The sequence below is a fragment of the Xylophilus rhododendri genome, assembly GCF_009906855.1.
GTDB lineage: Bacteria > Pseudomonadota > Gammaproteobacteria > Burkholderiales > Burkholderiaceae_C > Xylophilus > Xylophilus rhododendri.
Window position 1 is genome coordinate 4,113,641 of sequence record NZ_CP047650.1, and the last position, 23,330, is coordinate 4,136,970.

Annotated in this window: 20 protein-coding genes, 1 tRNA gene and 2 pseudogenes; 10 read left to right on the forward strand and 13 right to left on the reverse strand. The window is 69.9% G+C overall.

The window, feature by feature from the left end; translation table 11 throughout:
- Positions 1-3: 3 nt before the first annotated feature.
- Complete coding sequence (locus GT347_RS18975; protein ID WP_160553692.1) at positions 4-336, reverse strand: thioredoxin family protein; 333 nt, start codon at positions 334-336, stop codon at positions 4-6.
- 154 nt (positions 337-490) lie between these two features.
- Here GT347_RS18975 and GT347_RS18980 point away from each other — a divergent pair, with 154 nt between their 5' ends.
- Positions 491-844 carry a group II truncated hemoglobin gene (locus tag GT347_RS18980; protein ID WP_160553693.1) on the forward strand — a complete coding sequence of 118 codons (354 nt, stop codon included), beginning with the start codon at positions 491-493 and terminating at the stop codon, positions 842-844.
- Positions 845-970: 126 nt separating this feature from the next.
- Here the strand turns inward: GT347_RS18980 and GT347_RS18985 are convergent, their stop codons facing one another.
- Together GT347_RS18985 and radC are read right to left on the reverse strand one after the other, a co-directional pair.
- Positions 971-1,675, reverse strand: coding sequence for a Smr/MutS family protein (locus GT347_RS18985; protein WP_160553694.1), 705 nt, complete (start codon positions 1,673-1,675; stop codon positions 971-973).
- Between the two features lie 4 nt (positions 1,676-1,679).
- Positions 1,680-2,357, reverse strand: coding sequence for a RadC family protein (gene radC / locus GT347_RS18990; protein WP_160553695.1), 678 nt, complete (start codon positions 2,355-2,357; stop codon positions 1,680-1,682).
- A gap of 113 nt (positions 2,358-2,470) precedes the next feature.
- On the opposite strand from radC, the gene GT347_RS18995 reads away from it, so the two are divergent.
- Both GT347_RS18995 and ispH read left to right on the forward strand, forming a co-directional pair.
- Positions 2,471-2,932: an FKBP-type peptidyl-prolyl cis-trans isomerase gene (locus GT347_RS18995; RefSeq protein WP_160553696.1), complete on the forward strand. Its 462-nt coding sequence runs from the start codon at positions 2,471-2,473 to the stop codon at positions 2,930-2,932.
- A gap of 14 nt (positions 2,933-2,946) precedes the next feature.
- Positions 2,947-3,899 (forward strand): annotated as a pseudogene (gene ispH, locus GT347_RS19000) (4-hydroxy-3-methylbut-2-enyl diphosphate reductase).
- Here ispH and GT347_RS19005 read toward each other — a convergent pair.
- Entirely contained in the window at positions 3,900-4,532 is a 633-nt protein-coding gene (locus GT347_RS19005) for a CBS domain-containing protein (RefSeq protein WP_160553697.1), read from the reverse strand.
- 82 nt (positions 4,533-4,614) lie between these two features.
- On the opposite strand from GT347_RS19005, the gene serS reads away from it, so the two are divergent.
- From serS to GT347_RS19025, 4 genes and pseudogenes are all read left to right on the forward strand, one after another.
- Entirely contained in the window at positions 4,615-5,940 is a 1,326-nt protein-coding gene (serS, locus tag GT347_RS19010; protein ID WP_160553698.1) for a serine--tRNA ligase, read from the forward strand.
- A 49-nt stretch (positions 5,941-5,989) separates the two neighbouring features.
- Positions 5,990-6,079 (forward strand) — tRNA-Ser (locus GT347_RS19015).
- 388 nt (positions 6,080-6,467) lie between these two features.
- On the forward strand, positions 6,468-6,773 hold the full coding sequence (locus GT347_RS19020) for a hypothetical protein (protein WP_160553699.1): 306 nt from the start codon (positions 6,468-6,470) through the stop codon (positions 6,771-6,773).
- A gap of 145 nt (positions 6,774-6,918) precedes the next feature.
- Positions 6,919-7,404, forward strand: a pseudogene (locus GT347_RS19025) (hypothetical protein); the annotation flags it as partial.
- Positions 7,405-7,479: 75 nt separating this feature from the next.
- On the opposite strand, the gene GT347_RS19030 reads toward GT347_RS19025, so the two are convergent.
- Positions 7,480-8,682, reverse strand: a complete 1,203-nt coding sequence (locus GT347_RS19030) for a zinc-dependent alcohol dehydrogenase (protein ID WP_160553700.1) — start codon at positions 8,680-8,682, stop codon at positions 7,480-7,482.
- Positions 8,683-8,794: 112 nt separating this feature from the next.
- On the reverse strand, positions 8,795-9,697 hold the full coding sequence (locus tag GT347_RS19035; protein ID WP_160553701.1) for a YihY/virulence factor BrkB family protein: 903 nt from the start codon (positions 9,695-9,697) through the stop codon (positions 8,795-8,797).
- A gap of 112 nt (positions 9,698-9,809) precedes the next feature.
- Here GT347_RS19035 and GT347_RS19040 point away from each other — a divergent pair, with 112 nt between their 5' ends.
- Entirely contained in the window at positions 9,810-13,910 is a 4,101-nt protein-coding gene (locus tag GT347_RS19040; RefSeq protein WP_160553702.1) for a chemotaxis protein CheB, read from the forward strand.
- A gap of 35 nt (positions 13,911-13,945) precedes the next feature.
- Here GT347_RS19040 and GT347_RS19045 read toward each other — a convergent pair whose 3' ends face one another.
- Genes GT347_RS19045 through GT347_RS19070 form a run of 6 tightly spaced genes read right to left on the reverse strand, consistent with a single transcriptional unit; the run spans position 13,946 to position 19,817 of the window.
- Positions 13,946-14,914, reverse strand: coding sequence for a 3-hydroxyacyl-CoA dehydrogenase (locus tag GT347_RS19045; RefSeq protein WP_160553703.1), 969 nt, complete (start codon positions 14,912-14,914; stop codon positions 13,946-13,948).
- Between the two features lie 8 nt (positions 14,915-14,922).
- Positions 14,923-15,792 (reverse strand): isocitrate lyase/PEP mutase family protein, encoded by an 870-nt coding sequence (locus GT347_RS19050; protein ID WP_160553704.1) that lies wholly within the window; start codon positions 15,790-15,792, stop codon positions 14,923-14,925.
- A 38-nt stretch (positions 15,793-15,830) separates the two neighbouring features.
- The gene (locus GT347_RS19055) at positions 15,831-16,439 is read right to left on the reverse strand and encodes a 3-isopropylmalate dehydratase small subunit (RefSeq protein ID WP_160553705.1); all 609 of its coding nucleotides are present in this window, start codon (positions 16,437-16,439) and stop codon (positions 15,831-15,833) included.
- Positions 16,436-17,839: a 3-isopropylmalate dehydratase large subunit gene (leuC, locus tag GT347_RS19060; protein ID WP_160553706.1), complete on the reverse strand. Its 1,404-nt coding sequence runs from the start codon at positions 17,837-17,839 to the stop codon at positions 16,436-16,438. The genes GT347_RS19055 and leuC overlap by 4 nt, the downstream gene beginning before the upstream one ends.
- 2 nt (positions 17,840-17,841) lie before the next feature.
- Positions 17,842-18,825, reverse strand: a complete 984-nt coding sequence (locus GT347_RS19065) for a tripartite tricarboxylate transporter substrate binding protein (RefSeq protein WP_160553707.1) — start codon at positions 18,823-18,825, stop codon at positions 17,842-17,844.
- 5 nt (positions 18,826-18,830) lie between these two features.
- On the reverse strand, positions 18,831-19,817 hold the full coding sequence (locus tag GT347_RS19070; RefSeq protein ID WP_160553708.1) for a tripartite tricarboxylate transporter substrate binding protein: 987 nt from the start codon (positions 19,815-19,817) through the stop codon (positions 18,831-18,833).
- Positions 19,818-19,998: 181 nt separating this feature from the next.
- Here GT347_RS19070 and prpR point away from each other — a divergent pair, with 181 nt between their 5' ends.
- Positions 19,999-21,591 carry a propionate catabolism operon regulatory protein PrpR gene (gene prpR / locus GT347_RS19075; protein WP_160553709.1) on the forward strand — a complete coding sequence of 531 codons (1,593 nt, stop codon included), beginning with the start codon at positions 19,999-20,001 and terminating at the stop codon, positions 21,589-21,591.
- A 1-nt stretch (position 21,592) separates the two neighbouring features.
- On the opposite strand, the gene GT347_RS19080 is transcribed toward prpR, so the two are convergent.
- On the reverse strand, positions 21,593-22,234 hold the full coding sequence (locus GT347_RS19080) for an HD domain-containing protein (RefSeq protein ID WP_160553710.1): 642 nt from the start codon (positions 22,232-22,234) through the stop codon (positions 21,593-21,595).
- A gap of 117 nt (positions 22,235-22,351) precedes the next feature.
- Here GT347_RS19080 and GT347_RS19085 point away from each other — a divergent pair, with 117 nt between their 5' ends.
- Positions 22,352-23,320, forward strand: a complete 969-nt coding sequence (locus GT347_RS19085) for a GlxA family transcriptional regulator (RefSeq protein ID WP_160553711.1) — start codon at positions 22,352-22,354, stop codon at positions 23,318-23,320.
- Positions 23,321-23,330 lie beyond the last annotated feature (10 nt).

Here is a 23,330-nt window from a genome sequence, read left to right on the forward strand (position 1 = left end):
CATTCAGCCGGCCAGCGCGGCCAGGGCCTGGCCCACATCGGCCGTGCTGCCCGGGCGCACCACCCGGGCGATCTCCTGGCCGTCGCGCAGCACCACCAGCGTGGGCCAGAGCTTGACCCGGAAGGCCCGGCCCAACGGGCGCCCGCTGCCGTCCTCCACCTTCAGATGGCGCAGCCCCGGATGCGCCTGCAGCGCCTCGGCGATCAGCGGCTGGGCGGCGCGGCAGTAGCCGCACCAGCCGGTGCCGAATTCCAGCACCGTGTCGCCGGCCAGCGCCTGGACCTCGGCCTGGCTGGGACCGGGATGGGCGTAGGGAGAGCTTTCTGTACTGGACATGGCCACTTCGTATTTGGTGATTTGCCGCCATTAAACCTGTCCGGCCACCGGCTGTCGCTACAGTGCGTTTCCTGGTCCGATTTCCGCCCGTTTTCCTCGCTCCGCCACCCATGCAGATCCAAGACAAGCCCCGTTCGACACCCCCTTCGAGTGGATGGGCGGCGAAACCCGGGTCCAGGCCCTGGTCGAGCGTTTCTACGACCTGATGGACCTGGAGCCGGCCTACACCGCCCTGCGCGCCGCCCACGGCCCCGATCTGGCCAACGCCCGTCAGCGCCTGTTCTGGTTCCTCTGCGGCTGGCTCGGCGGACCGCAGCACTACACCGACCGCTTCGGCCACCCGATGCTGCGGGCGCGCCACATGCCGTTCTCCATCGGCATCCGCGAGCGCGACGAATGGCTGGCCTGCATGGACCAGGCGATGGGCGAGACGGGGGTGCCGGAGGCTTTGCGCGAGCGCCTCAAAACCAGTTTCTTCCAAACCGGCGACTGGATGAGGAACAAGTGATCACCCCAGCCTGCGCACTTCGTGTCTCCGGCAACCCCTCAAGGGGCGGGCCGGCCGCTTGGGGCGGCCCGGCGCGGCGGCCCCTGGAATGGACGGCTCGCTGCGCATCGCTGTTTGAGGCGCGGTTCAGCCCGCAGGCAGCCGCCGCTTCATCGGCCGCAGCAGCACCACCAGCGCCCCCGCGCCGCCGTCGATCGGCCGGGCCTGCACGAAGGCCAGCACCTCCTGCTTCTGCACCAGCCAGCCCTGCACCCGGCCCTTGAGCACCGGCGTCTTGCCGACCGAGCCCAGGCCCTTGCCGTGCACCACCCGCAGGCAGCGCAGGCCGTGTTTGGCGGATTCGCGCACGAAGCCGCCCAGCGCCTCGCGGGCTTCGTCGGTGCGCAGGCCGTGCAGGTCGATCTGGCGCTGGATCGCCCATTCGCCGCGGCGCAGCCGGCGGGTCACGTCCACGCCCACGCCTTCGCGGCGAAAGCTCAGCGCGTCGTCGGTGTCGAGCAGGGTGCTGGCATCGAAATCGTCGCTGATCGATTCCTGCATCACCCGGGCCTCGTCCAGCTGGTGCTGCACCGGGATCGGCGGCGGCAGATCGGGTTCGAACACCGCGCGGTCGCGGTCGGGCAGGGGATGCACCGGGCCGACGGCGCGGGCGAAGACATGGCGGGCGGCCTCGCGCCGGGCGATGGCCGCGGCGCGCGCAGCCTGTTCGGCCTGGGCGCGGGCCTCGCGCGCGGCCAGCTCGGCACGGATCGCCTTCAGCTCATGCAGGCCGCGGGCGGTGACGCTGGCCGGTGCCGGGGCCGCGGGGCTTCGGTGTTGAGGAATCGCCATGCCGTCAGACCAGCCCCATCTCCGCCATCGACACCGTCTGCCCCGGCGCCACGATCACATGGTCGTGCACCCGCACGTCGATCAGCGCCAGCGCGGCCTTCAAGGTCTGGGTGAGTGTCTGGTCGGAGCGCGAAGGCTCGGCATTTCCGCTGGGATGGTTATGTGCCAGCACCACACCGTGGGCGTTGTGGTGCAGCGCACGCAGCACCACCTCGCGCGGGTAGACGCTGGTCTGGGTGAGCGTGCCCTGGAACATCTCCTCCATCGCCAGCAGCCGGTAGCGCACATCCAGGAACAGCACCGCGAACACCTCGTGCCGCCGCTGCGCCAGCTGCAGCTGCAGGTAATGGCGCACTTCACGCGGATCGGCGAATACTTCCGTCTCGCGCAGCTTCTGCGCCAGGGCGCGGCGCGCCAGCTCCAGCACCGCGATCAGCTCGGCGCGTTTGGCCGGGCCGCCCAGGCCCTTGAATTGCCTGAGTTCATCGGCCGTGGTGTGCAGCAGGCCGGCGATGCCGCCGAAGCGGTCGAGCAGGTCCTGCGCCATCTGCAGCACACCGCGCCCGGGCAGGCCGGTGCGCAGCAGCAGCGCCAGCAGTTCGACGTCGCACAGGGCGGAGGCGCCGCGCGCCAGCAGTTTTTCGCGGGGGCGGGCATCGAGCGGAAGCGACTGGACGGTCATGCGCAAATCCCTGGAACCGCCCCGTGGCCGACCGGCAAGCCACCGGCCACGGCCTGGAAAAACAAGGGAGAAGGGCGGTTTTCTACAATACGGGCCAGTTTATAGGGTCACGCATGTCCTCCCCCACCGCCTCTCCCGCCGTCGTCGAAGCCGGCTCCTTCCTCACCCTGCACTACCGCCTGAGCGGCAAGGCCGGCGTGATCATCGATACCTTCAGCGGCAAGCCGGCCACCCTGTCGCTCGGCTCCGGCGAACTGGCGCCCGCCATGGAAGAGGTGCTGATCGGCCTGCCCGAAGGCACCCACACCACCTTCGAGCTGCCCGCCGGCGCCGCCTTCGGCGAGCGCAACCCCGACATGCAGCAATGGGTGGCCCGCAAGCTGCTGGCCGAACTGGGCGACCCGGACGAGCAATACGCCTTCGGCGACGTGGTCCAGTTCCCCACGCCCGACGGCCAGGGCCGCTACGCCGGCACGGTGCGCGAGCTGGGCGCCGACGCGGTGCTCTTCGACTTCAACCACCCGCTGGCCGGCCAGCCGGTGAGCTTCGAAGTCCAGCTGATCGGCGTGCTGTGAGCGGAGCCGCCGCCGTGACCTCCGTCAACGAAATCCTGCTGGCCGAGCCGCGCGGCTTCTGCGCCGGCGTCGACCGGGCGATCGAGATCGTCGAGCGGGCGCTGGCCAAGTTCGGCGCCCCCATCTATGTGCGCCACGAGATCGTGCACAACACCTTCGTGGTCAACGACCTCAAGGAAAAGGGCGCCATCTTCATCGAGGACCTGGCCGACGTGCCGCCCGGCGCCACCCTGGTCTTCTCGGCCCACGGCGTCAGCCGCGCGGTGCAGGACGAGGCCCGCGCCCGCGGCTTCTCGATCTTCGACGCCACCTGCCCCCTGGTCACCAAGGTGCATGTCGAGGTCGCCAAGCTCGCCAGGGAAGGCTTCGAATTCATCATGATCGGCCACAAGGGCCATCCGGAAGTCGAAGGCACCATGGGCCAGCTCGACAGCGGCATCCACCTGGTCGAAGACATCGCCGACGTGGCCCGTGTGCAGCCTGTGCAGACCGAAAAGCTCGCCGTCGTCACCCAGACCACGCTGAGCGTGGACGACGCCGCCGGCATCACCGCCGCCGTGCGCGCGCGTTTTCCCAGCATCCGCGAGCCCAAGCAGCAGGACATCTGCTACGCCACCCAGAACCGGCAGGACGCCGTCAAGGTGATGAGCCCGCAGGTCGACGTGATGATCGTCGTCGGCAGCCCGACGAGTTCCAACAGCAACCGCCTGCGCGAGCTGGCCGAGCGCCTGGGCACGCCCGCCTACATGATCGACAACGCCGGCGAGCTGCAGGAAGCCTGGTTCGAAGGCAAGCAGCGGGTGGGCCTGACGGCCGGCGCCTCCGCCCCGAAGTGCTGGTGCGCGAGGTGATAGACCGCCTCAAGTCCCTGGGCGCCGTCGCCGTGCGCCGCATGGACGGCATCGAGGAGACCGTGAAATTCCCCCTGCCCAAGGGCCTGCGCATGGACGGCGCGCCGGGCGCCTGATCAGGCCCAGACCTCCAGCGCCGGCTCATCGGCCATCACCCGCAGCAGATCGCCGCGCGAGATGAAGCCGCTGAGCCCGCCCTCCGCATCCACCACCGGCAGCCCCGGCAGATCGGCCTGCAGCAGCACCTTGGCGATCAGGTGCACCTCGGTATCGGGCAGGGCGGCGGGCACCGGGGACACCATCACCTCGCGCACCGACATCTCCAGGTCGGCCCCGGCCGCCAGCAGCTGCGCCCGGGTCAGCAGGCCGACCAGCTGCTGGCGCTCGTCGATCACCGGCGCCTGGCCCACATGCTCGCGCAGCATCCAGGCGGCCGCCTCGGCCAGCGTGGCATCGGCCTGCACCGTCACCACCGTGGTCGTCATCACCTGCGAAGTCAGCCGCGGCAGCCGCTTGGGCGCCAGCGTGGGGTTGGCCGCCTGGCCATAAGCCGCCACGGCATCGTTGGCCAGGGTGCTGCGCGGCGGGGCAGGGGTGGCGGCGAGGGACTCCGGCTCCTCCGGCGGACGCTCGTCCACCATGAACTGCTGCACGCTCGCCAGCCGCTCGATGCGCTGCACCGGCACCACCGGCAGGTTCTCCGCACCGCCGCTGTAGAGCCGTCCGCCGACACCGTAGACATGGAACATCGTGCTGCTTTCTTCAGGGGAGAGGAGGACCGGCCATGGTAGTGCCCGATGCCGGGCCCCGCGCAAAATTACAATCGCCGCCATGCTCGACATCAACCTGCTGCGTCGCGACCTCGACGCCGTCCTTGCCCGCCTCCTCACGCGCAAGAACCCCCAGTCCTTCCTCGACGTGGATGCCTTCCGCGCGCTCGAAGCCGAACGCAAGACCCTGCAGACCCGCACCGAGGAACTCCAGTCCCGGCGCAACAGCCTCTCCAAGCAGATCGGCCACCTCAAGTCCAAGGGCGAGAACGCCGACGCGGTGATGGCCGAAGTCGGCTCGCTCAAGGCCGAGCTGGAAACCTCGGCCGCCCGCCTGTCGGCCCTGCAGCCCGAACTCGAAGCCCTGCTGCTGGCCGTGCCCAACCTGCCCCATGCCTCCGTGCCCCTGGGCGAGGGCGAGGCCGGCAACGTGGAAGTGCGCCGCTGGAGCCCCAGCGGCCTGGCCCCCAAGGCCTTCGATTTCCCGGTGCGCGACCATGTCGACCTGGGCACCCCCCTGGGCCTGGATTTCGAGATGGGCACCAAACTCGCCGGCGCCCGCTTCACCGTCATGAAGGGCCCCGTGGCCCGCCTGCACCGCGCTTTGGCCCAGTTCATGCTGGACACCCAGACCGAACAGCACGGCTACACCGAGTGCTACGTGCCCTACCTGGTCAACGCCGATTCCCTGCGCGGCACCGGCCAGCTGCCCAAGTTCGAAGGCGACCTCTTCGCCGCCAAGAAGGGCGGCCAGGAAGCCGAGGTCACGCCCGACGGCACCGCCTTCTACCTGATCCCCACCAGCGAAGTGCCGCTGACCAACTTCGTGCGCGACCAGGTCCTGGCCGAGTCCGAACTGCCGCTCAAGCTCACCGCCCACACCCCCTGCTTCCGCTCGGAAGCCGGCAGCGGCGGCCGCGACATCCGCGGCCTGATCCGCCAGCACCAGTTCGACAAGGTGGAGATGGTGCAGATCGTGCGCCCCGAGCGCAGCTACGAGGCGCTGGAAGAAATGACCGGCCATGCCGAAGCCGTGCTGCAGAAGCTGGGCCTGCCCTACCGCGTGATGTCGCTGTGCACCGGCGACATGGGTTTCGGCGCCGCCAAGACCTACGACCTGGAAGTGTGGCTGCCGGCGCAGAACACCTACCGCGAGATCAGCTCGGTATCGAACTGCGAAGCCTTCCAGGCGCGCCGGCTGCAGGCGCGCTTCAAGGTGGCGGGCGGCAAGAACAACGAGTTGGTGCACACCCTCAACGGCTCCGGCCTGGCCGTGGGCCGCACGCTGGTGGCGGTGCTGGAGAACTACCAGAACGCCGACGGCTCGGTGACGGTGCCCGAGGCGCTGCGGCCCTACCTGGGCGGCCTGGAAAAACTCTCGTCCTGATCGGCGAAACGCCCGGATTGCCTGCTAGAATCCGAGGCTCGACACACCAGGAGAGGTGGCAGAGTGGTCGAATGTACCTGACTCGAAATCAGGCGTAGTGGCGACACTACCGTGGGTTCGAATCCCACCCTCTCCGCCAAAAAGATAAAGCCCAAGTGACCGGTTCACTTGGGCTTTTTTCGTTTTGAACGTCCTGTCCGCCATACCTTGACAGAGGAAGAGACTCTCCCTATCTTGGCGCCCGGTGCTTCAAAACACCTTGGTTACAGCGGTGCAGCCTCCCCGTCAGCGAGGCTTTGTCACGTCTGATTTCGGCGATCGCCTTTTGGCGTTCGTCTTCGGTTTCGGACGGGATGGCCAGAGCGGCAACGCCTGGCGCATGGCTGTATCCATGTTTTGAACATCCCGTCCACCCCTCTGTGCTTCAAAACGCGGCGTGGTGGTTTTGATCTCATACAGGAGTACAAGCCATGTCCGAATTGCTGTCCTACTCAGGCCTAAGCGAGCTGCACGCACGGGGGTGAGGCATGAAAACCTCAGGTTCAACACTCTCCAGCGCATCACCCCTCGTCGTCTCCCGCCTCTTCCAGAACTGGGACGCCGACACCCCACCCCCCTTGCAGATCAACCCCGACGCTCCGCTGCACAGCCTGCTGGCCTGGTGCTGGGGCGAGGCGCTCGGTCTGGAGGGTCTTGCCAGCGCACTCATCGAAACCACCGGCGGCCGGGCCGAAGTCGTGAACCTGTTCTACGCCCGGCTCACGCCGCTGGTCGCGATGCTGGAGCATGTGAGCGCGGCCACCTGGAACCGGACGCAGGGCGGTGCGGGGTAAGTTGGCTGACTTGCTTGTGCCGTGGCGCTGGCGTCGCGCTTGCACGACCAGCGGATCGAGCCGGCACAGGCAAGCGCACGTTTAAGCTCGCACCAGCGCACCCGCGCATAGCCCCAACCCAAAGGTCCCCCACGTGAAAATCCTCATGCGCCTGTTCTCCGTCATGCATGGCCTGATGGCGCTGCTCTTCGCCTGTGCCTCCCTCATGCTGGTCGCCATCGCGGCGCATGTGGGCTGGGGCGCGGTATCCGGCGGCTGGAACGAAGCCGCGGCGCAGACCATCATCGAAGCCTTCGGCCTGCTCGCGGCGGCGGTGGTGGCGCTGCAGGTAGCCGAGACCATCGTGGAGGAGGAAGTCATCCGCGAGGCCGACATCAGCGCGCCGACGCGGGTGCGGCGCTACCTGTCGCGCTTCTTCGTGGTGCTGCTGGTGGCGCTGGCGGTCGAGGGCCTGGTGGCCACCTTCAAGGCGCTGCATGAAGACGCTTCGGAGCTGATCTACGCGGCGGCCCTGCTGGGCGCCACCGCCTTGCTGCTGGCCGCCTGGGGCGCCTTCGTCTACCTCAACCGCTCGGCCGAGGAGTTGGAGCCCGAAGCCATGGCCGATGCCAAGGAAGAGGACGACGAACTCGGCCACGACGACGCGGCCGATGAAACCGGCACCGCACCGGCCGAGGGCGGGCGCGGCGCATCTTCTGCTTCGCCGTCAGATCAGGGAAGCACCCGCGCCGGCAGCCGATGAGCGGCCGGGCGTGAGGATCACCTTGCGGCAGTCCTCTTCCTTCTTCGCGAAGATCTCGTAGCCCCGGGCCGCGTCCTCCAGCGCCAGGGTGTGGGTGACGATCACCTCCGGCCGCAGTTCCCCGTTCTGGATGTGCTCGAGCAGCTTGGGCATGTGTTTCTGCGCATGGGTCTGGCCCATGCGGAAAGTCAGGCCCTTGTCGAAGGCATCGCCGAACAGGAAGGCGTTGACCCAGCCGGCGTACACGCCCGGGGTGCTGATGATGCCGCCGCGCCGGGTGGCGGCAATCGCCTGGCGGATCACGGTGCCGGCGGAGCTTTCGAGCTTGATGGCGGTCATCACCGTCTCGACGGTGCTGCCCTTGGCCTCGAAGCCGACCGCGTCGATGCTGCAGTCCACGCCGCGGTGCTCGGTGCGCTCCAGCATGTATTCGGCGGGGTCGTCGATCTCGTCGAAGTTGATCGGCTCCACGCCGTAGGTCTGCTGCGCGAAGGCCAGGCGGTAGGCATGGTGGTCGATCATGAAGATGCGTTCGGCGCCCAGCAGGCGGGCGCTGGCGGCGGCCATCAGGCCGACCGGGCCGGCGCCGAAGATGGCCACGGTGGAGCCCGGGCCGATCTCGCCGTTGACCGCCGCCTGGTAGCCGGTGGGCAGGATGTCGGAGAGGAACAGCACCTGCTCGTCGGCCAAGCCCGCGGGAATCACCAGCGGGCCGACGTTGGCCTTGGGCACCCGCACGTATTCGGCCTGGCCGCCGGCATAGCCGCCGTAGAGGTGCGAATAGCCGAAGAGGCCGGCGGCGGGGCGCACGCTCTTCTTGTTGAGGATGGCGCCGCGGCCCGGGTTGGTGGTCTCGCAGGCGGCGAAGAGCTGGCGGCCGCAGAAGAAGCAGCCGCCGCAGGCGATGGTGAAGGGGATCACCACCCGGTCGCCGCGCTTGACGGCGGTGACCTCGGGGCCGGTCTCTTCCACGATGCCCATGAATTCGTGGCCCAGGATGTCGCCGGTCTTCATCTCGGGGATCTTGCCGCGGTAGATGTGCAGGTCCGAGCCGCAGATGGCGGTGGCGGTCACCCGCAGGACGATGTCGTCGGCGGCTTCGAGTTTCGAATCGGGAACGGTCTCGACGCGGACGTCCTTGGAACCGTGGTAGGTCAGGGCTTTCATGGCGCTTCCTTGGTTGGGATGCCCGCACGATTGCCGCCGCGCCCTGCGCGCCATGTAGGAAAAGTCGAGAGGCCGGTGTCGTCGATCCGGCCCCGCCGGCCGTCGCTCGCCCTCAGGCCTCGGTGGCCGCTTGGGCGGGCACATCGGCCGCCGGTTTCTCGCCCAGCACCGCGTTGACCTCGGCGCCGTAGATCAGCGTCGAGGCGCTCGCATACAGAAAGACCAGCGTGGCCACCACCCCCGCGAAGCTGCCGTACACCATGGCCAGCTTGCCGGCCGAGCGCAGGGTGTACGACAGGGTCGCGGCCGCCACCACCCAGAGCGCGGCGCCGATCAGGGCGCCGGGGATCACGGTGCGCAGGCGCTGGTGCACGTCCGGCAGCCAGGCATACATCAGGGCGTAGAGCGCCGACAGGGTGAGGAAGGCGCCGCCGTAGCGCACCGTGTCGCGCAGCCAGGGGGTTTCTTCGCCCACGCCCATATTGGCTTCGAGCAGGCGCCAGACATAGGGCGCCACGATCACCGAGCTGAAGGTGGCGATCACGCCCAGCCCGACGACGGTGGTGAACAGCGTGACCTTGAGGCGAGCCTTCCAGAAGGGCAGGCCGCGTTTCACGCCGTAGGAGCGGTTCAGCGCCGAGCGCACCGCCTGCATGCCGGAGGAGGCGGTCCACAGGGTGACCAGCAGGCCGATGGTGAGCAGCGCCTGGTTGCGCTGCTCCAGCACCTGGCGGATGACGGGTTTGAGGGCCTCGCGCACCAGCGGCGGCGCGTAGTCGAGCACCCGGTAGGCCAGCGACGCGGCCTCGCCCGGATCGCCGATGTAGCCCGCGGCGGCCGACACCAGGATCAGCAGCGGGAACATGGCCAGCACCGAGGAGAAGGCCAGGCTGCCGGCCTGGTTGGCGCTCTGGTGCCGCACATAGTTCTGCAGGGCGCGCAGCAGCACGCCCAGGGCGGGCGCGGCCATCAGGGTTTGCCGCAGTCTGCGCAGTCGAAGGAGGTATCTGTTCATGCGGCTCTGGGGGAGGGGGGCGGCGACGCAGCGACACAATACACTCGCGCGTCCAAGCCCGCCGGCCGCCCAGGATGCTGAGCCGCCCCGGCACAACCAGCCCGCAAGCCTCATGGCCCACCTCGACCCCGATCCCGAAGAAATTCCCGTCGCCAAGAGCACGCTGCCGTTTCCGGTGGTGGGCATCGGCGCCTCGGCCGGCGGCCTGATCGCGCTGCAGAAACTCCTGGGCAGGCTGCCGGCGGAACCCGGCATGGCCTTCGTCATCGTGATGCACCTGAGCCCCGAGCATGACAGCTCGCTCGGGCCCATCCTGCAGCGCACCAGCAGCCTGCCGGTGTTGACCGTCGCCGGCGATACGCATATCGAGGTGAACCGGGTGTATGTCATCTCGCCGGCTCTCAAGCTGATGATGACGGACGGCATGCTGCGTGTGGCGCCCTTCGCCTCGATCGAGGGGCGGCGCAGTTCCATCGACCTGTTCTTCCGCACCCTGGCGCATGCCCACGGCGAGCGCTCCATCTGCGTGGTGCTGTCGGGCAGCGGCTGCGACGGCGCGCAGGGCCTGCGCCGGGTGAAGGAGCTGGGCGGCATCGCGCTGGCGCAAAGCCCGGACGACGCCGAGTTCGACGGCATGCCGCGCGCCGCCATGCAGACCGGCATGATCGATTTTGTGCTGCCGGTGGAGGAGCTGGCGACCAAACTCGTGCTGCTGTGGGAGAACGCCCGGCGCATGGAGCTGCCCGCGCCGCCCTCGGACCTGGTGGTGGCCCGCTCCACCGGCGAGGCCGAGCTGCAGGCCGAGGAGGCGCTGCTGTCCATCAAGGCCATCCTGCGCGAGCGCACCGGCCACGAATTCGCCCATTACAAGCGCGGCACCATCCTGCGCCGCCTGGAGCGGCGCATGCAGGTCAATGCGGTGCCCGACCTGCCCAGCTACCGCCGGCTGCTGGATTCGGAGCCGCGCGAAACCGCCGCATTGCTGCAGGACATGTTGATCAGCGTGACCAATTTCTTTCGCGACCCGGACGCTTTCAGCGCCCTCGAACAAACCCTCAGGAGCTACCTGGCCGAGCGCGGGCCGGACGAGCCCTTCCGTGCCTGGGTGGCCGGCTGCGCGACCGGGGAGGAGGCCTACTCCCTGGCCATCGTGCTGCGCGAGGTGCTGGGCCACAAGGTGGCGATCCAGGTGTTCGCCTCGGACATCGACGAGCGTGCCATCGCCAGCGCCCGCACCGGCCTGTTTCCGGTGTCCATCACGGCCGACGTCAGCCCGGAGCGCCTGCGCGACTTCTTCGTGGCCGAGAGCAATGGCGTGCGCATCAACAAGGCGACGCGCGACATGGTGGTGTTCTCGGCGCACAACCTGCTGAGCGATCCGCCCTTCACCCGCATGGACCTGATCTGCTGCCGCAACGTGCTGATCTACCTGGACCGCTTCGCGCAGACGCAGGCCCTGCGCAGCTTCCATTTCGCGCTCAAGCCGCGCGGGCTGCTGTTCCTGGGCAGCTCCGAGACGGCCGACGCGGCCGACTCCCTGTTCGACGGTATCGACAAGGGCCACCGGCTCTACCGCGCCAACATCAAGGCGCAGCGCGCGCGGGCGCTGCCGCCCATCCCGAGCCGGCTGCCGGAGCTGCCGGTGCACCCCTACCGCGGCCCGAGCACCGAGCTTTCCAAGGCGCCGCTGGAACTGCTGCACGAGCGCATCCTGCGCAACTACGCGCCGCCCACGGTGCTGGTGGATTCCGACGACACGGTGCTGCATGTCAGCCAGCGCGCCGCGCACCTGCTGCGCCTGCCCGAGGGCGCGCCCACCAACAAGCTGCTGGCCCTGGCCCGGCCCGAGCTGCGCGCCGAACTGCGCGCCGCCCTGGCCCGGGCCGCCGAGACCGGCATGACGGTGGAGGCGCCGCGGGTGCAGCTGATGGTCAACGGCCAGCCGCACATCGTCATCATGACGGTGCGGCCGGCCACCGAGGAGGTGCCCAAGGGCCTGATGCTGGTGGTCTTCGACGAGGCCCAGGAGAGCATGGCCCTGCCGCCCGAGGGCATCCCCGAGCGCGATCCGCTGATCGCCTCGCTGGAGGACGAACTGCTGCGCACCCAGGAGCGGCTGAAGAACATGGTGGGCGAATCCAGCGCCTCCACCGAGGAGCTGCGCGCCTCCAACGAGGAGCTGCAGACCATCAACGAGGAACTGCGCTCCACCACCGAGGAGCTGGAGACCAGCCGCGAGGAGCTGCAGGCCGTCAACGAGGAGCTGACCACCGTCAACACCGAGCTGACCCTGCGCATGGAAGACACCACCAAGCTCAACGACGACCTGCAGAACCTGATGAACTCGGCCGAGATCGGCACCGTGTTCGTGGACCGGGACATGCGGCTCAAGCGCTTCACGCCGCAGGCCGCCACCCTGTTCAACCTGCTGCCCTCCGATGCCGGCCGGCCGCTGCTGGACATCACCCACCGGCTGCACTATCCGGAGCTGTCGGCCGACGTCAACGAGGTGCTGCGCGACCTCAAGCGCATCGAGCGCGAGGTGCGCAGCCAGGACGAGCGCTGGTTCCTGGCGCGCGCCGTGCCCTACCGCACCAGCGAGGACCGGATCGAGGGCGCGGTGCTGGCCTTCTTCGACATCAGCTCGCGCCGCGCCATCGAGGAGCAGCTGCGCCAGACCGAGCAGCGCATGCGCCTGGTGGCCGAGAGCATGCGCGACTACGCCATCATCACCCTGGACCGCGCCGGCATCATCGCCAGCTGGAGCCCGGGGGCGGAGAAGATCTTCGGCTACGCGCCGGAGGAGGCCATCGGCCAGTCCTTCGCGCTGATCTTCCTGCCGGAGGACCGCGAGGCCGGCAAGGCGGTCGAGGAACTGCGCCGGGCCGGCGAATCCGGCCGTGCCGACGACAACCGCTGGCATGTGCGCAAGGACGGCGAGAAGGTCTTCTGCAGCGGCATCACCACGCCGCTGGACGACGGGCAGGGGGTGGTGGGCTTCGCCAAGATCGCCCGCAATTTCACCGCCGAGGAAATGCGCGACCAGCAGCGCGAGGCCGCCCTGCTGGCCGAGCGGGCCACCAGCAACCGGCTGCAGGAAGCCGGCGCCATGAAGGACGAGTTCCTGGCCGTGGTGTCGCACGAGCTGAAGAACCCGCTGTCGGTCATCCAGATGAACGCCCAGCTGCTGGGCCGGCTGCCGTCCTTCCAGAACGACGGCCGTGCGCTGCGCGCCACCGGCGCCATCCAGAACGCGGTCTCCAGCCAGCTGCAGATCATCAACGACCTGCTCGAACTGTCGCGGGTGAACATGGGCAAGCTGGCGCTCACGACGGCGCTGCTGGACATGGCCGAGCTGGTGCGCAACATCGTCGATGCCGTGGGCCCGGACGTCGCGGCCAAGGCGCAGCGCCTGAGCATGGATCTGGCCCAGGCCCGCATCCACGCCGACGCGGTGCGGGTGGAGCAGATCGTCTGGAACCTGCTCACCAACGCCATCAAGTTCACGCCCCAGGGCGGCTCCATCGAGGTGAGCCTGCACAGCGCCGACGGCATGGCCGTGGTGACGGTGACGGACGACGGCATCGGCATGGAGCCTGGCCACCTGGCCGAGGTCTTCGAGATGTTCCGCCAGGTGGATGTGGGCCCCAGCCGGCGCGCGGGCGGCTTGGGCATCGGCCTGGCGCTGGTCAAGCAGCTGGCGGAGCTGCACGGCGGCAAGGTGCGGGCCCAATCCCGCGGCATGGGGCTGGGAGCCAGCTTCCAGGTCTGGCTGCCGCTGGCGGCGGACGGCCAGGCCGCGCGCCTGGCCACGACGGCCGGCCGCCTGCAAGGCCTGCGGCTGCTGCTGGTGGACGACGATGCGGAACTGCTGAGCGCCTTCGGCGCCATCCTCGAAGGCAGCGGCGCCCGGGTGCTGACCGCCGGCAGTTCGCAGCAGGCGCTGGAGATCGTGCAGGGCACGCCGGTGGATGCGCTGATCTCCGACATCGGCATGCCCGACCGCGACGGCTACTGGCTGGCCGAGCAGCTGCGCGGCGCACAGGACAGCCGCGATCTGCCGCTGATCGCCGTCTCGGGCATGGCGCGGGATGTGGACCGCGCCCGCGCTTTCGCCGCCGGCTTCGATGCCCACCTGGGCAAGCCGGTGGACCTGGAGATGCTGGAAGAAGCCGTCATCGCCGCGCTGGAGCGGCGCAGGCGCGGCGGCTGAAGCGGCGGCTGAAGCCCCGGGCCAGGCGCCGCGGCTCAGCCGCCGTGGCGTGCCGCGGCCAGGGCCATGAGCCTTTCGTCGCGCCAGGCGCGGCGCGCTTCCAGTTCGGCTTCGGACAGCAGCAGGCGCCGCTGCGATTCCACCTCGCCGATCAGCGCCGCGTCCCAGGGCGCTTCATGCTCGCGCGAGGCGGCCACCCGCTGGTAGAGCGGCCCCAGGCGCACGGCATAGTCGGCCACACCGCCCGGCGCGTTCAGGTCGATGGTCTCGAAGGGCCCCATGAAGGACCAGCGCCAGCCCAGGCCGTCGCGCACCGTCTTGTCGATGTCCTCGCAGCTGGCCACGCCCTCCTGCACCAGCGCCCAGGCCTCGCGCAGCAGCACGGCCTGCAGGCGGTTGAGCACGAAGCCCTCGACCTCCTTTTTCACATGCACCACCGTCTGGCCGACGGCCTGCATCAGGGCATCGGCGAAGGCGACCGTGGCGGGCGCGGTCTCGGGCGAGGGCACCAGCTCCACCACCGGCACCAGGTAGGGCGGGTTGACCGGATGCACGATCAGCACCCGCGGCGAGATCGACAGGCCCAGCGCGAAGGCCGAGCCGGGGATGCCGGAGGTGGAACTGCCCACCACCACATCGGGGCCGAGCAGGGCATCGAGTTCCAGCATCAGCGGGCGCTTCACGTCGATGCGTTCCAGCACCGACTCCTGCACATAGGCGACGCCCTGCACGGCCTCGGCCAGGGTCCCCACCGTGCGGATGCGGGCCAGCACATCGGCCGGCGCCTCCCGCAGCAGGCCGTGGCGCTGCAGGCCTTCGAGCTGGCCCTGGATCAGCGGGAGGACCCGGGCCGTGATCTCCGGATTGGCGTCGAACACCTGCACCTGCAAGCCGGCGCGGGCGTACACCACCGCCCAGCCGGCGCCCACCAGCCCCGCGCCCACGATGGCGACCGGTCGGCCGCGGGTGAGTGCCTGGATGTCTTCTTGCTGTCCGTCGTTCATGTCGTCCTTCAGGTGGTCCGCGCCCAGCGCTTCTCGAAATCCCACACCTCCTCGAAACCGATCAGCCGGCAGAACTCGCCGAAGTCGGCCATGGGAATGTCGGGCGTCTGGCTCAGGCCCTGGTCCTTCAGCACCCGCAGCGCCCGCTCCATCGCGGCGGCCGCCACCAGGCTGGTCATGGAGGGATAGATGGCCAGGGCGTAGCCGATCTCTTCGAGCACCTTGGCCGGCAGGATGGGGGTCTTGCCGCCATCGGCCATATTGGCCAGCATGGGTTTGTCGAAACCCGCGCAGGCGATGCGCATCTCCTCCTCGGACTGCGGCGCCTCGAAGAAGAGGATGTCCGCGCCCGCCTTGTCGTAGGCCTCCAGCCGGCGCATGGCCTCGTCCACGCCCAGGCTGGCGCGGGCATCGGTGCGGGCGATGATGAGGAAGTTCTCCTTGTCCTCGCGGGCCGCCGCGGCCACCTTGATCTTCTCCACCATGTCCTCCATCGGCACGCAGCGCTTGTTGGGCGTGTGGCCGCATTTTTTGGGGAATTCCTGGTCTTCGAGCTGGATGGCGGTGACACCCGCCGCCTCGTAGCCGCGCACCGTGTGGTGCACGTTCAGCAGGCCGCCATAGCCGGTGTCGCCGTCGGCGATCAGGGCGGCGTCGGTGGTGGCGCAGATGGTGCGCATGCGGTCCACCATCTGGGTATAGGTGGCGATGCCGGCGTCGGGCAGGCCGAGGCTCGATGCGGTGAGCCAGTAGCCGGTGCCGTAGACGATGTCGAAGCCGACCTTCTTCGTCATCACCGTGGCGATCATGTCCTGCACACCGGGGATGACGAGGAATTCGCCGGACTGCAGCCTTTGTTTGAGGATGGGGTTTGCCATTCGGAGGGGTCTCTCTGTGTCGGGGTGGAAAACGGGGTTCAGTCGATGGAGGCGAGCCAGGGCTGGCCGCTCCGCACACGCGCTTCGTAGGCCCGCAGCGCGTCGCTGAAATGCAGGGTGCGGGCGATGGGGTCCTCGGCCGAGAGCAACTCCTCGGCATGGCCTTCGGCCAGGGCGATCGGCAGGTCGAGGTCGCCCGGCAGGCTCAGGGTGCGGGTGGGCACGTCGAGCCGCAGCTCGGCTTGCGGCGATGCGGCCAGGGCGGCGAGCAGGGCGGCATGGTCGTCCGGCGCCAGGGTGGCGGCCACGATGTCGTTCCTCACGCAGTTGTTGCGGAAGATGTCGCCGAAGGACAGGGCCAGCACCGCCTGCACGCCGTAGTCCGCCAGCGCCCAGACGGCTTGCTCGCGCGAGGAGCCGCAGCCGAAATTGCGGGCGCCGAGCAGCAAACGCGGCGGCTCGGCCCGCTGCATGAAACCGGCCTCCGCCCGGCCCTCCGCACGCCAGTCGGCCAACAGGTGGCGGCCCATGCCGCTGCGTTCGGTCAGGCGCAGGAAGCGGCCGGGGAAGAGGGCATCGGTGTCGATGTCGTCGCGGTTCAGCACGGCCGCCTGGCCCTGCACGCTGGAGACGCTGCGTTTTCTCATGCCATCAGCTCCCGCGGATCGGTCAGCCGCCCGCGCAGCGCCGAGGCGGCCACCGAGGCCGGGCTCAGCAGGTGGGTGCGCCCGCCCGGCCCCTGCCGGTTCTCGAAATTGCGGTTGGAGGTGGAGGCGCAGCGCAGGCCGGGGGCCACGCTGTCGCCGTTCATGCCGATGCACATGGAGCAGCCGGACTCGCGCCATTCGAAGCCCGCATCCACGAAGACCTGCGCCAGCCCCTCGGCCTCGGCCGCCTGCTTGACCTGGGTGGAGCCGGGCACCACCAGGCCGCGCACGCCGCTGGCGATGTGCCGGCCGCGGAGCACGCCTGCGGCGGCGCGCAGATCCTCGATGCGGGCATTGGTGCAGGAGCCGATGAAGGCGATGTCGATAGGCACCGAGGCCATGGCCTGGCCGGGCTCCAGGCCCATGTAGGCCATGGCGGCGGCGATGCGCTTGCGCTCGGTTTCGTCATCGGTCCGCATGCCGTCGGCGACCCGGCCGGTGAGGGCGGCGCTGTCGGCCGGGCTGGTGCCCCAGGTGGCGCTGGGCACGACGGTGGAGGCGTCCATCTGTTCGCGGCGGTCGTAGTCGCCGGGCCGGTCGGTGAACAGGTCCTTCCAGGCCCGCACCGCGGCCTCGAAATGCTCGTGCGCGGCGCCCTTCACCCTGTCGCGCAGATAGGCCACGGTGGTGGCGTCCGGCGCCACCAGGCCGAAGCGCGAACCGGCCTCGATGGTCATGTTGCACAGCGTGAGACGCGCCTCGATGGACAGCGCCCGCACCGCCGCGCCGTGGTATTCGATCGCCTGGCCCACGCCGCCGCCGGTGCCGATGCGGTGGATGACGGCCAGCGCCAGGTCCTTGGCGTACACACCCGGCCCCAGCGCGCCCTCGATGGCGATGCCCAGGGTGCGCGGCTTCTGCATCCACAGGCTCTGGGTGCTCATCAGGTGTTCGACTTCGGAGGTGCCGACGCCGCACGCCAGGGCACCGAGTGCACCCAGCGTGGCGGTGTGCGAATCGCCGCACGCCACGGTGGAGCCGGGCAGGATCCATCCCTGTTCCGGCGCCACCACATGCACGATGCCCTGGCGCGGGTCGTCCAGGTCCAGCAGGCGCATGCCGGTGGCGCGGGTGTTGCGGCGCAGGGCCTCGATCTGCGCGGCGCTCTCGGGGCTGGCGATGTGCACCAGGCGGTCGGCGGTGGTCGGCACATTGTGGTCCTGCACCGCCACATGGCGGGCCAGCGATCGCAGCCCGCGCCCGGCCTCGGCCATGGCGGTGAAGGCCTGCGGGCTGGAGACCTCGTGCACCAGGTGGCGGTCGATATAGATCAGCTCGTCGCCGGCCGCGTTGCGGGCCAGGCGGTGGGCCTCCCAGATCTTGTCGAAGAGCGTGGCCATCGTCAGTCGAGCTTGATTTCCGCGGCCTTGACCACCGCCTTGTTCTTGGCGAGGTCGCGCACGATCTCGGCGCCGAAGGCCTCCGGCGGGCCGGGCATGGCGACGATGCCCAGCGAGTTCAGGCGCTCCAGCATGTCGGGCGCGGCCAGCACCTTGTTCAGCGCCTGGTTGAGCTTGTCGATCACCGGGCGCGGGGTCTTCACCGGGGCGAGCAGGCCGACCCAGGAGTTGATCTCGAAATCCTTCAGGCCCTGCTCGATGAAGGTGGGCGTGTCCGGCAGCGAGGGCGCCCGCTGGCGCGAGGTGACGCCGATCGGCCCGACCTGCCCGGCCTTGATGAAGGGCATGGCGCCGGCCACGGCGGTGAAGGTCATCGGCAGGGTGCCGCCCACCACGTCGGCCAGGGCCGGGCCGCCGCCCTTGTAGGGGATGTGCACCAGGTTCGCGCCGGTGCGCTGGCGCAGCATCTCGCCGGCCAGATGGGTGGTGCCGCCGGTGCCGGAGCTGCCGTAGGAGATGCCGCCCGGGGTGTTGCGCGCCAGGGTCTGCAGCTCGGCGAGATTGGTGGCCTGGACCTTGGGATTGACCACGGCCAGCAGCAGGGCGTCGCCGATCTTGCCGATGGGCGCGAAGTCCTTCACCGTGTCGAAGGGCACCTTGGCATAGACATGGGGGTTGATGACCATGGTGCCGTCGTAGCCCAGCAGCAGGGTGTAGCCGTCGGGCTCGGCCTGGGCCACCAGCTGGGTGCCGATGTTGCCGGCGGCGCCGGGGCGGTTGTCCACCACCACAGGCTGGCCCAGCTGCTGGCCGAGTTTCTCGGCCACGATGCGGGCGCTGGTGTCGGTGACGCCGCCGGTGGCGAAGGGCACGATCAGGCGGATCGGCTTGTTCGGATAGTCGTGCTGGGCCTGGGCGGCCGGCAGGGCGGCGGCGAGGGCCAATCCCAGCAGGCAGCGTCGGGAAGTCGTGCGGATGAAGGCCATGGCGTTCACTCCGGCTTGATGTTGCCGCGCTGCGCGACGGTGGCCCACTTGGCCGCCTCGCTGCGCACGAAACGGTCGAGTTCGGCCGGGCTGCTGAGCACCAGCTGCGCGCCCTGGTCGCGCAGCTGGCCGGCCACCGCCGGCTCGTTGCAGACGGCGCGCAGGTCGGCGTTGATCTGCTCGACCAGCGCGGCCGGCAGGCCGGCGGGGCCGAACATGCCGTACCAGCTGAGCGACTCCACGCCGGGCACGCCGGCCTCGGCGAAGGTCATGGCATCGGGGAACACCGCCAGGCGCTCGCGTGCCGCCACGCCCAGCACCCGCATGTTGCCGGCCTGCACATGGGGCAGGGCGGTGAGCACGCTGGTGTAGCCCATGGGCAGGTGGCCGCCGATGATGTCCACCATCATCGGCGCGCCGCCCTTGTAGGCCACCTCCACGGTCTTCAGGCCCGCGGCCTGGCGCACCAGCTCGCCGGTCAGGCGGGTCTGGCCTTCGGAGTTGCCCACGCCCAGCTCCTCCTTGCGGGCGGCCGTCAGCAGGTCGGGCAGGGTCTTGTACGAACCCTTGGACGCCACCACCAGCACCATCGGCGAGACGGCCACGTTGGTGATGGGCGTGAAGGCGCTCAGCGTGTCGTAGGGCAGGGTCTTCATCAGCACCGGGTTGAGTGCGTGCGAGCCCACCACCAGCAGCAGGGTGTAGCCGTCCGGCGGCGACTTGGCGACATGGGCGGTGCCGATCACGCCGTTGGCGCCGGTGCGGTTGTCCACCAGCACCGACTGGCCCCAGCGGTCGCCGAGCTTCTGCGCCAGCAGGCGGCCGACGATGTCGGTGCCGCCGCCGGCCGCATAGGGCACGACCAGGGTCACGGGTTTTTGCGGAAAGCGGGCGGCGGGCGTGGCGGCGCGGGCGGCCCAGGGCGCGGCGGCGGCCAGCAGCAGGGCGCGGCGCGACGGCCGGCCGGCGCCTGGCAGGAAGGCACTGTCCATCGGTGTTGTCTCTTTCGTTCTTGTGGTGCCTCCTGCAGTGCATCGGCCGTGCCAAACGCGGGCGCCGCCGCAAGTGCTTGATCCGCATGGACGGCCTAGGGTGAGCCCCGAGAGACGGATGTCGCACCGCGCAACCAGAATGTTGCAGCGCACGACATGTGCTTTTCGCCCGAGGCCCGCCATGCACACCGCTTTCGCGGCCGACGCCGCATCCCTGCCGCGGCTCTGTTTCCTGGGCTACCGCCATCTGCGCGAGTTCTCCGCGCCGGTGCTCGACGAATACCGCGACCGGGCCGACATCGAGCTGCTCGACGCCACGGTGGACGGCGCCGTCGCCCTGGCGCGCGAGCGCATCCAGCGCGGCGGGGTGGAGGCCTTCGTCAGCGGCGGCGCCAACGGCGGCATGCTGCGCCAGCAGCTGCGTGCGCCGGTGGCCACGGTGCAGCTCGACGGCATCGACGTGCTGCAGGCGCTGATCGCCGCGCGCCAGCATTCCACCCGGGTGGGGGTGATCGTCTACGGCCAGACCCTGCCCGAACTCGATGCGATCAAGGGCCTGCTGAAGATCGAGCTGCAGCAGCATGCCTACCGCACGCCGGCCGAGGCGCAACGGGGGGTGGACGTGCTGCATGCGGGCGGTTTCCAGGTGGTGGTCGGCACCAGCCTGGCGGTGGAGATGGCCGAGGCGGCCGGCCTGACCGGGGTGATGGCCTATTCGCTCGACAGCATCCGCCGCGGCTTCGACGAGGCGATCGAACTGGTGCGTGCCGCGCGCCAGCAGGCCGGCCGGCCGCTGCACCGCCGCCAGCCGGCCCCGGCCTGCGCCCGCCACCACTTCGAGGACCTGGAAGGCCAGAGCCCCGACTTCCTGCGTGCGGTGGACACGGCCCGGCGCTTCGCCCGCACCGACCTCACCATCCTGGTCACCGGCGAGAGCGGCACCGGCAAGGAACTCTTCGCCCAGGCCATCCACAACGCCAGTCCGCGCTCGGCCAAGCCCTTCGTGGCGATCAACTGCGCGGCCTTTCCCGAGAGCCTGCTGGAGAGCGAACTCTTCGGCTACGAGGAGGGCGCCTTCACCGGCGCGCGGCGCGGCGGCAAGCGCGGCCTGTTCGAGGCGGCGCACGGCGGCACCGTCTTTCTCGACGAGATCGGCGACATGCCGCTGTCCCTGCAGACCCGCCTGCTGCGGGTGCTGCAGGAGCGCGAGGTGCAGCGCATCGGCAGCGCCAGCCCCACGCCGGTGGACCTGCGGGTGATCGCCGCCACCCACCAGCCGCTGGCCGAGATGGTGGCGCAGGGGCGCTTCCGCCAGGACCTGTTCTTCCGCATCAACACCTTGCGCCTGGGCCTGCCCAGCCTGCGTGCCCGCGCGGCCGACGTGATCCCGATGGCCGAACGCCGGGTGCGCCAGTGCCTGGCCCGGCTGCAGGTGCGCGCCGCGCCGGGCGAGCTGCTGGCGGCCATCCATCCCCTGCTGCAGGGCCATGGCTGGCCCGGCAATGTGCGGGAGCTGGAGAACATCTGCGAGCGGCTGGCGGTGTTCATGGCGCAGTTCAGCAAGCCCTCGGCGATCGATTGGAGCGGGCTGCCGCATGAATGCCCGGAGCTGTTCGAGGTCGCCCCCGCCACGGCCGGACCCGCCATGGTCGCGGATCGTGCCGAGCGGGCCCGCCGCACCCTGGAGCAGCACTTCGGCAACCACCAGGCCGCCGCCCTGGCGCTGGGCGTGAGCCGGTCCACGCTGTGGCGCTGGCTGCGTTCGACGGCCTGATTCAGTCGGGCCAGGCCGAGCCGCGGATCACGTCGCAGAAGTTGCCCGGCCGAAAGCCCGCTTGCTTGTCGGCGATCACATCCGCCTTCACATTGCCGAAGGTGGTCTGGGGCTTGTGGCGGATGCCGTCGTGGAAGGCCTGGATGATGTTCTCCTTGAAGCGCTCGCCGCGTGGATGCGCCCGCACCACCGCCTCGCGTTGCGCCGGGCTGAAGTCGCCGTGGCCGAGGCCCAGCACATCCATCTCCACCCCGGCCGTGACCAGTGCGACCACCGGATGCATGTGCCGTGGTATGCCGGGCGTGGTGTGCAGGGCGATGGCGGTCCAGACGGTGTCGATGTCGGCCTGCGCGATGCCGCGGCCGGCCAGGAAATCGCGGGCGGCATGGGCGCCGTCCACCTCGAAGCGTTCGCAGGCGCTGCTGTGGCGGTGAGTCAGGCCCATGTCGTGGAACATGCAGCCGCAGTAGAGCAGTTCGGGGTCGTAGCGCAGGCCTCGCTGTTTTCCGGCCAGGGCGGCGAAGTAGAAGACGCGGCTGGAGTGGTGGAACAGCAGCGGCGAGGCGGTGTCGCGGACCATGTCGGTGATCTCGCGGGCGAGCTGGCTGTCGGGGATGCGGATGCCGTCGATATCGGTGCTCATGGGGCAATGGCCGGTGGTGGGGATGGCATCGATTCTGGTGAGCGGTCGGCGTGGCGCGTATCGGCGTAGCACGCCATATACTGCCATTTCACGTCCATGCCTGCCGCCGCCGCCCGAATGCCCAAGACCGTCGCCATCCTCGCCCTGCCGGGTGTCCAGCTGCTGGATGTCAGCGGACCGCTGGACGTATTCGCCCAGGCCAATGCCGAGGCTGGCCGCGTGGCCTACACACTGGCGGTGGTGGGATGCGAGCCCGGGCCGATCCGCAGTTCCTCGGGAGTGCGGCTGCTGCCCGATCTGGTGCTGGGGCAGGCCCATGCACGCATCGACACCCTGCTGGTCGCCGGTGCGCCGCAGGCTCCGCGAACGCTGTTTTCCTCGACGCTGCTGGACTGGGTGCGGGCCAGCGCCGGCAAGGCGCGGCGCTACGGCTCGGTATGCACCGGCGCCTTCGTGCTGGCGGCGGGCGGGCTGCTGGACGGACGTCGGGTCACCACGCATTGGGCGGAGGCCGGCCGCCTCGCGGCGGACTATCCGCGGGTGACGGTGGAACAGGATGCGCTGTATTTGCGCGACGGCCGGCTGCGCACGGCCGCGGGTGTCACCGCCGGGCTGGACCTGGCCCTGGCGCTGGTGGAGGAAGACCTGGGGCGCGATCTGGCCCTGCGGGTGGCGGCACAGCTGGTGATGTTCTTCAAGCGCCCCGGCGGGCAGATGCAGTTCAGCCGCAAGGGACATGCGGGCCTTGCCGGGCGCTCGGGCCTGCAGGAGGTGCAGCGGTGGGTGGCGGCGCATCCGGCATTGCCGCATTCGGTCGCGGCCCTGGCCGGGCATGCGGGGCTCAGCCCGCGGCATTTCGCGCGGCTGTTCCTGGCCGAGACCGGCGTGACGCCGGCCGCCTGGGTGGAGGCGGCGCGTGTCGCCGCCGCCCGCACGCTGCTGGAGGCGGGCGTCTGGGCGCCCAAGCAGGTGGCGGTGCAATGCGGCTTCGCCAATGCCGATGTGTTGCGCCGCGCCTTCGCCCGCCATGTGGGGGTGACGCCGGCCGACTACCGCAAGCGCTTCGGGGTCCAGGCGATGGCCTGAGGCTGCGTCG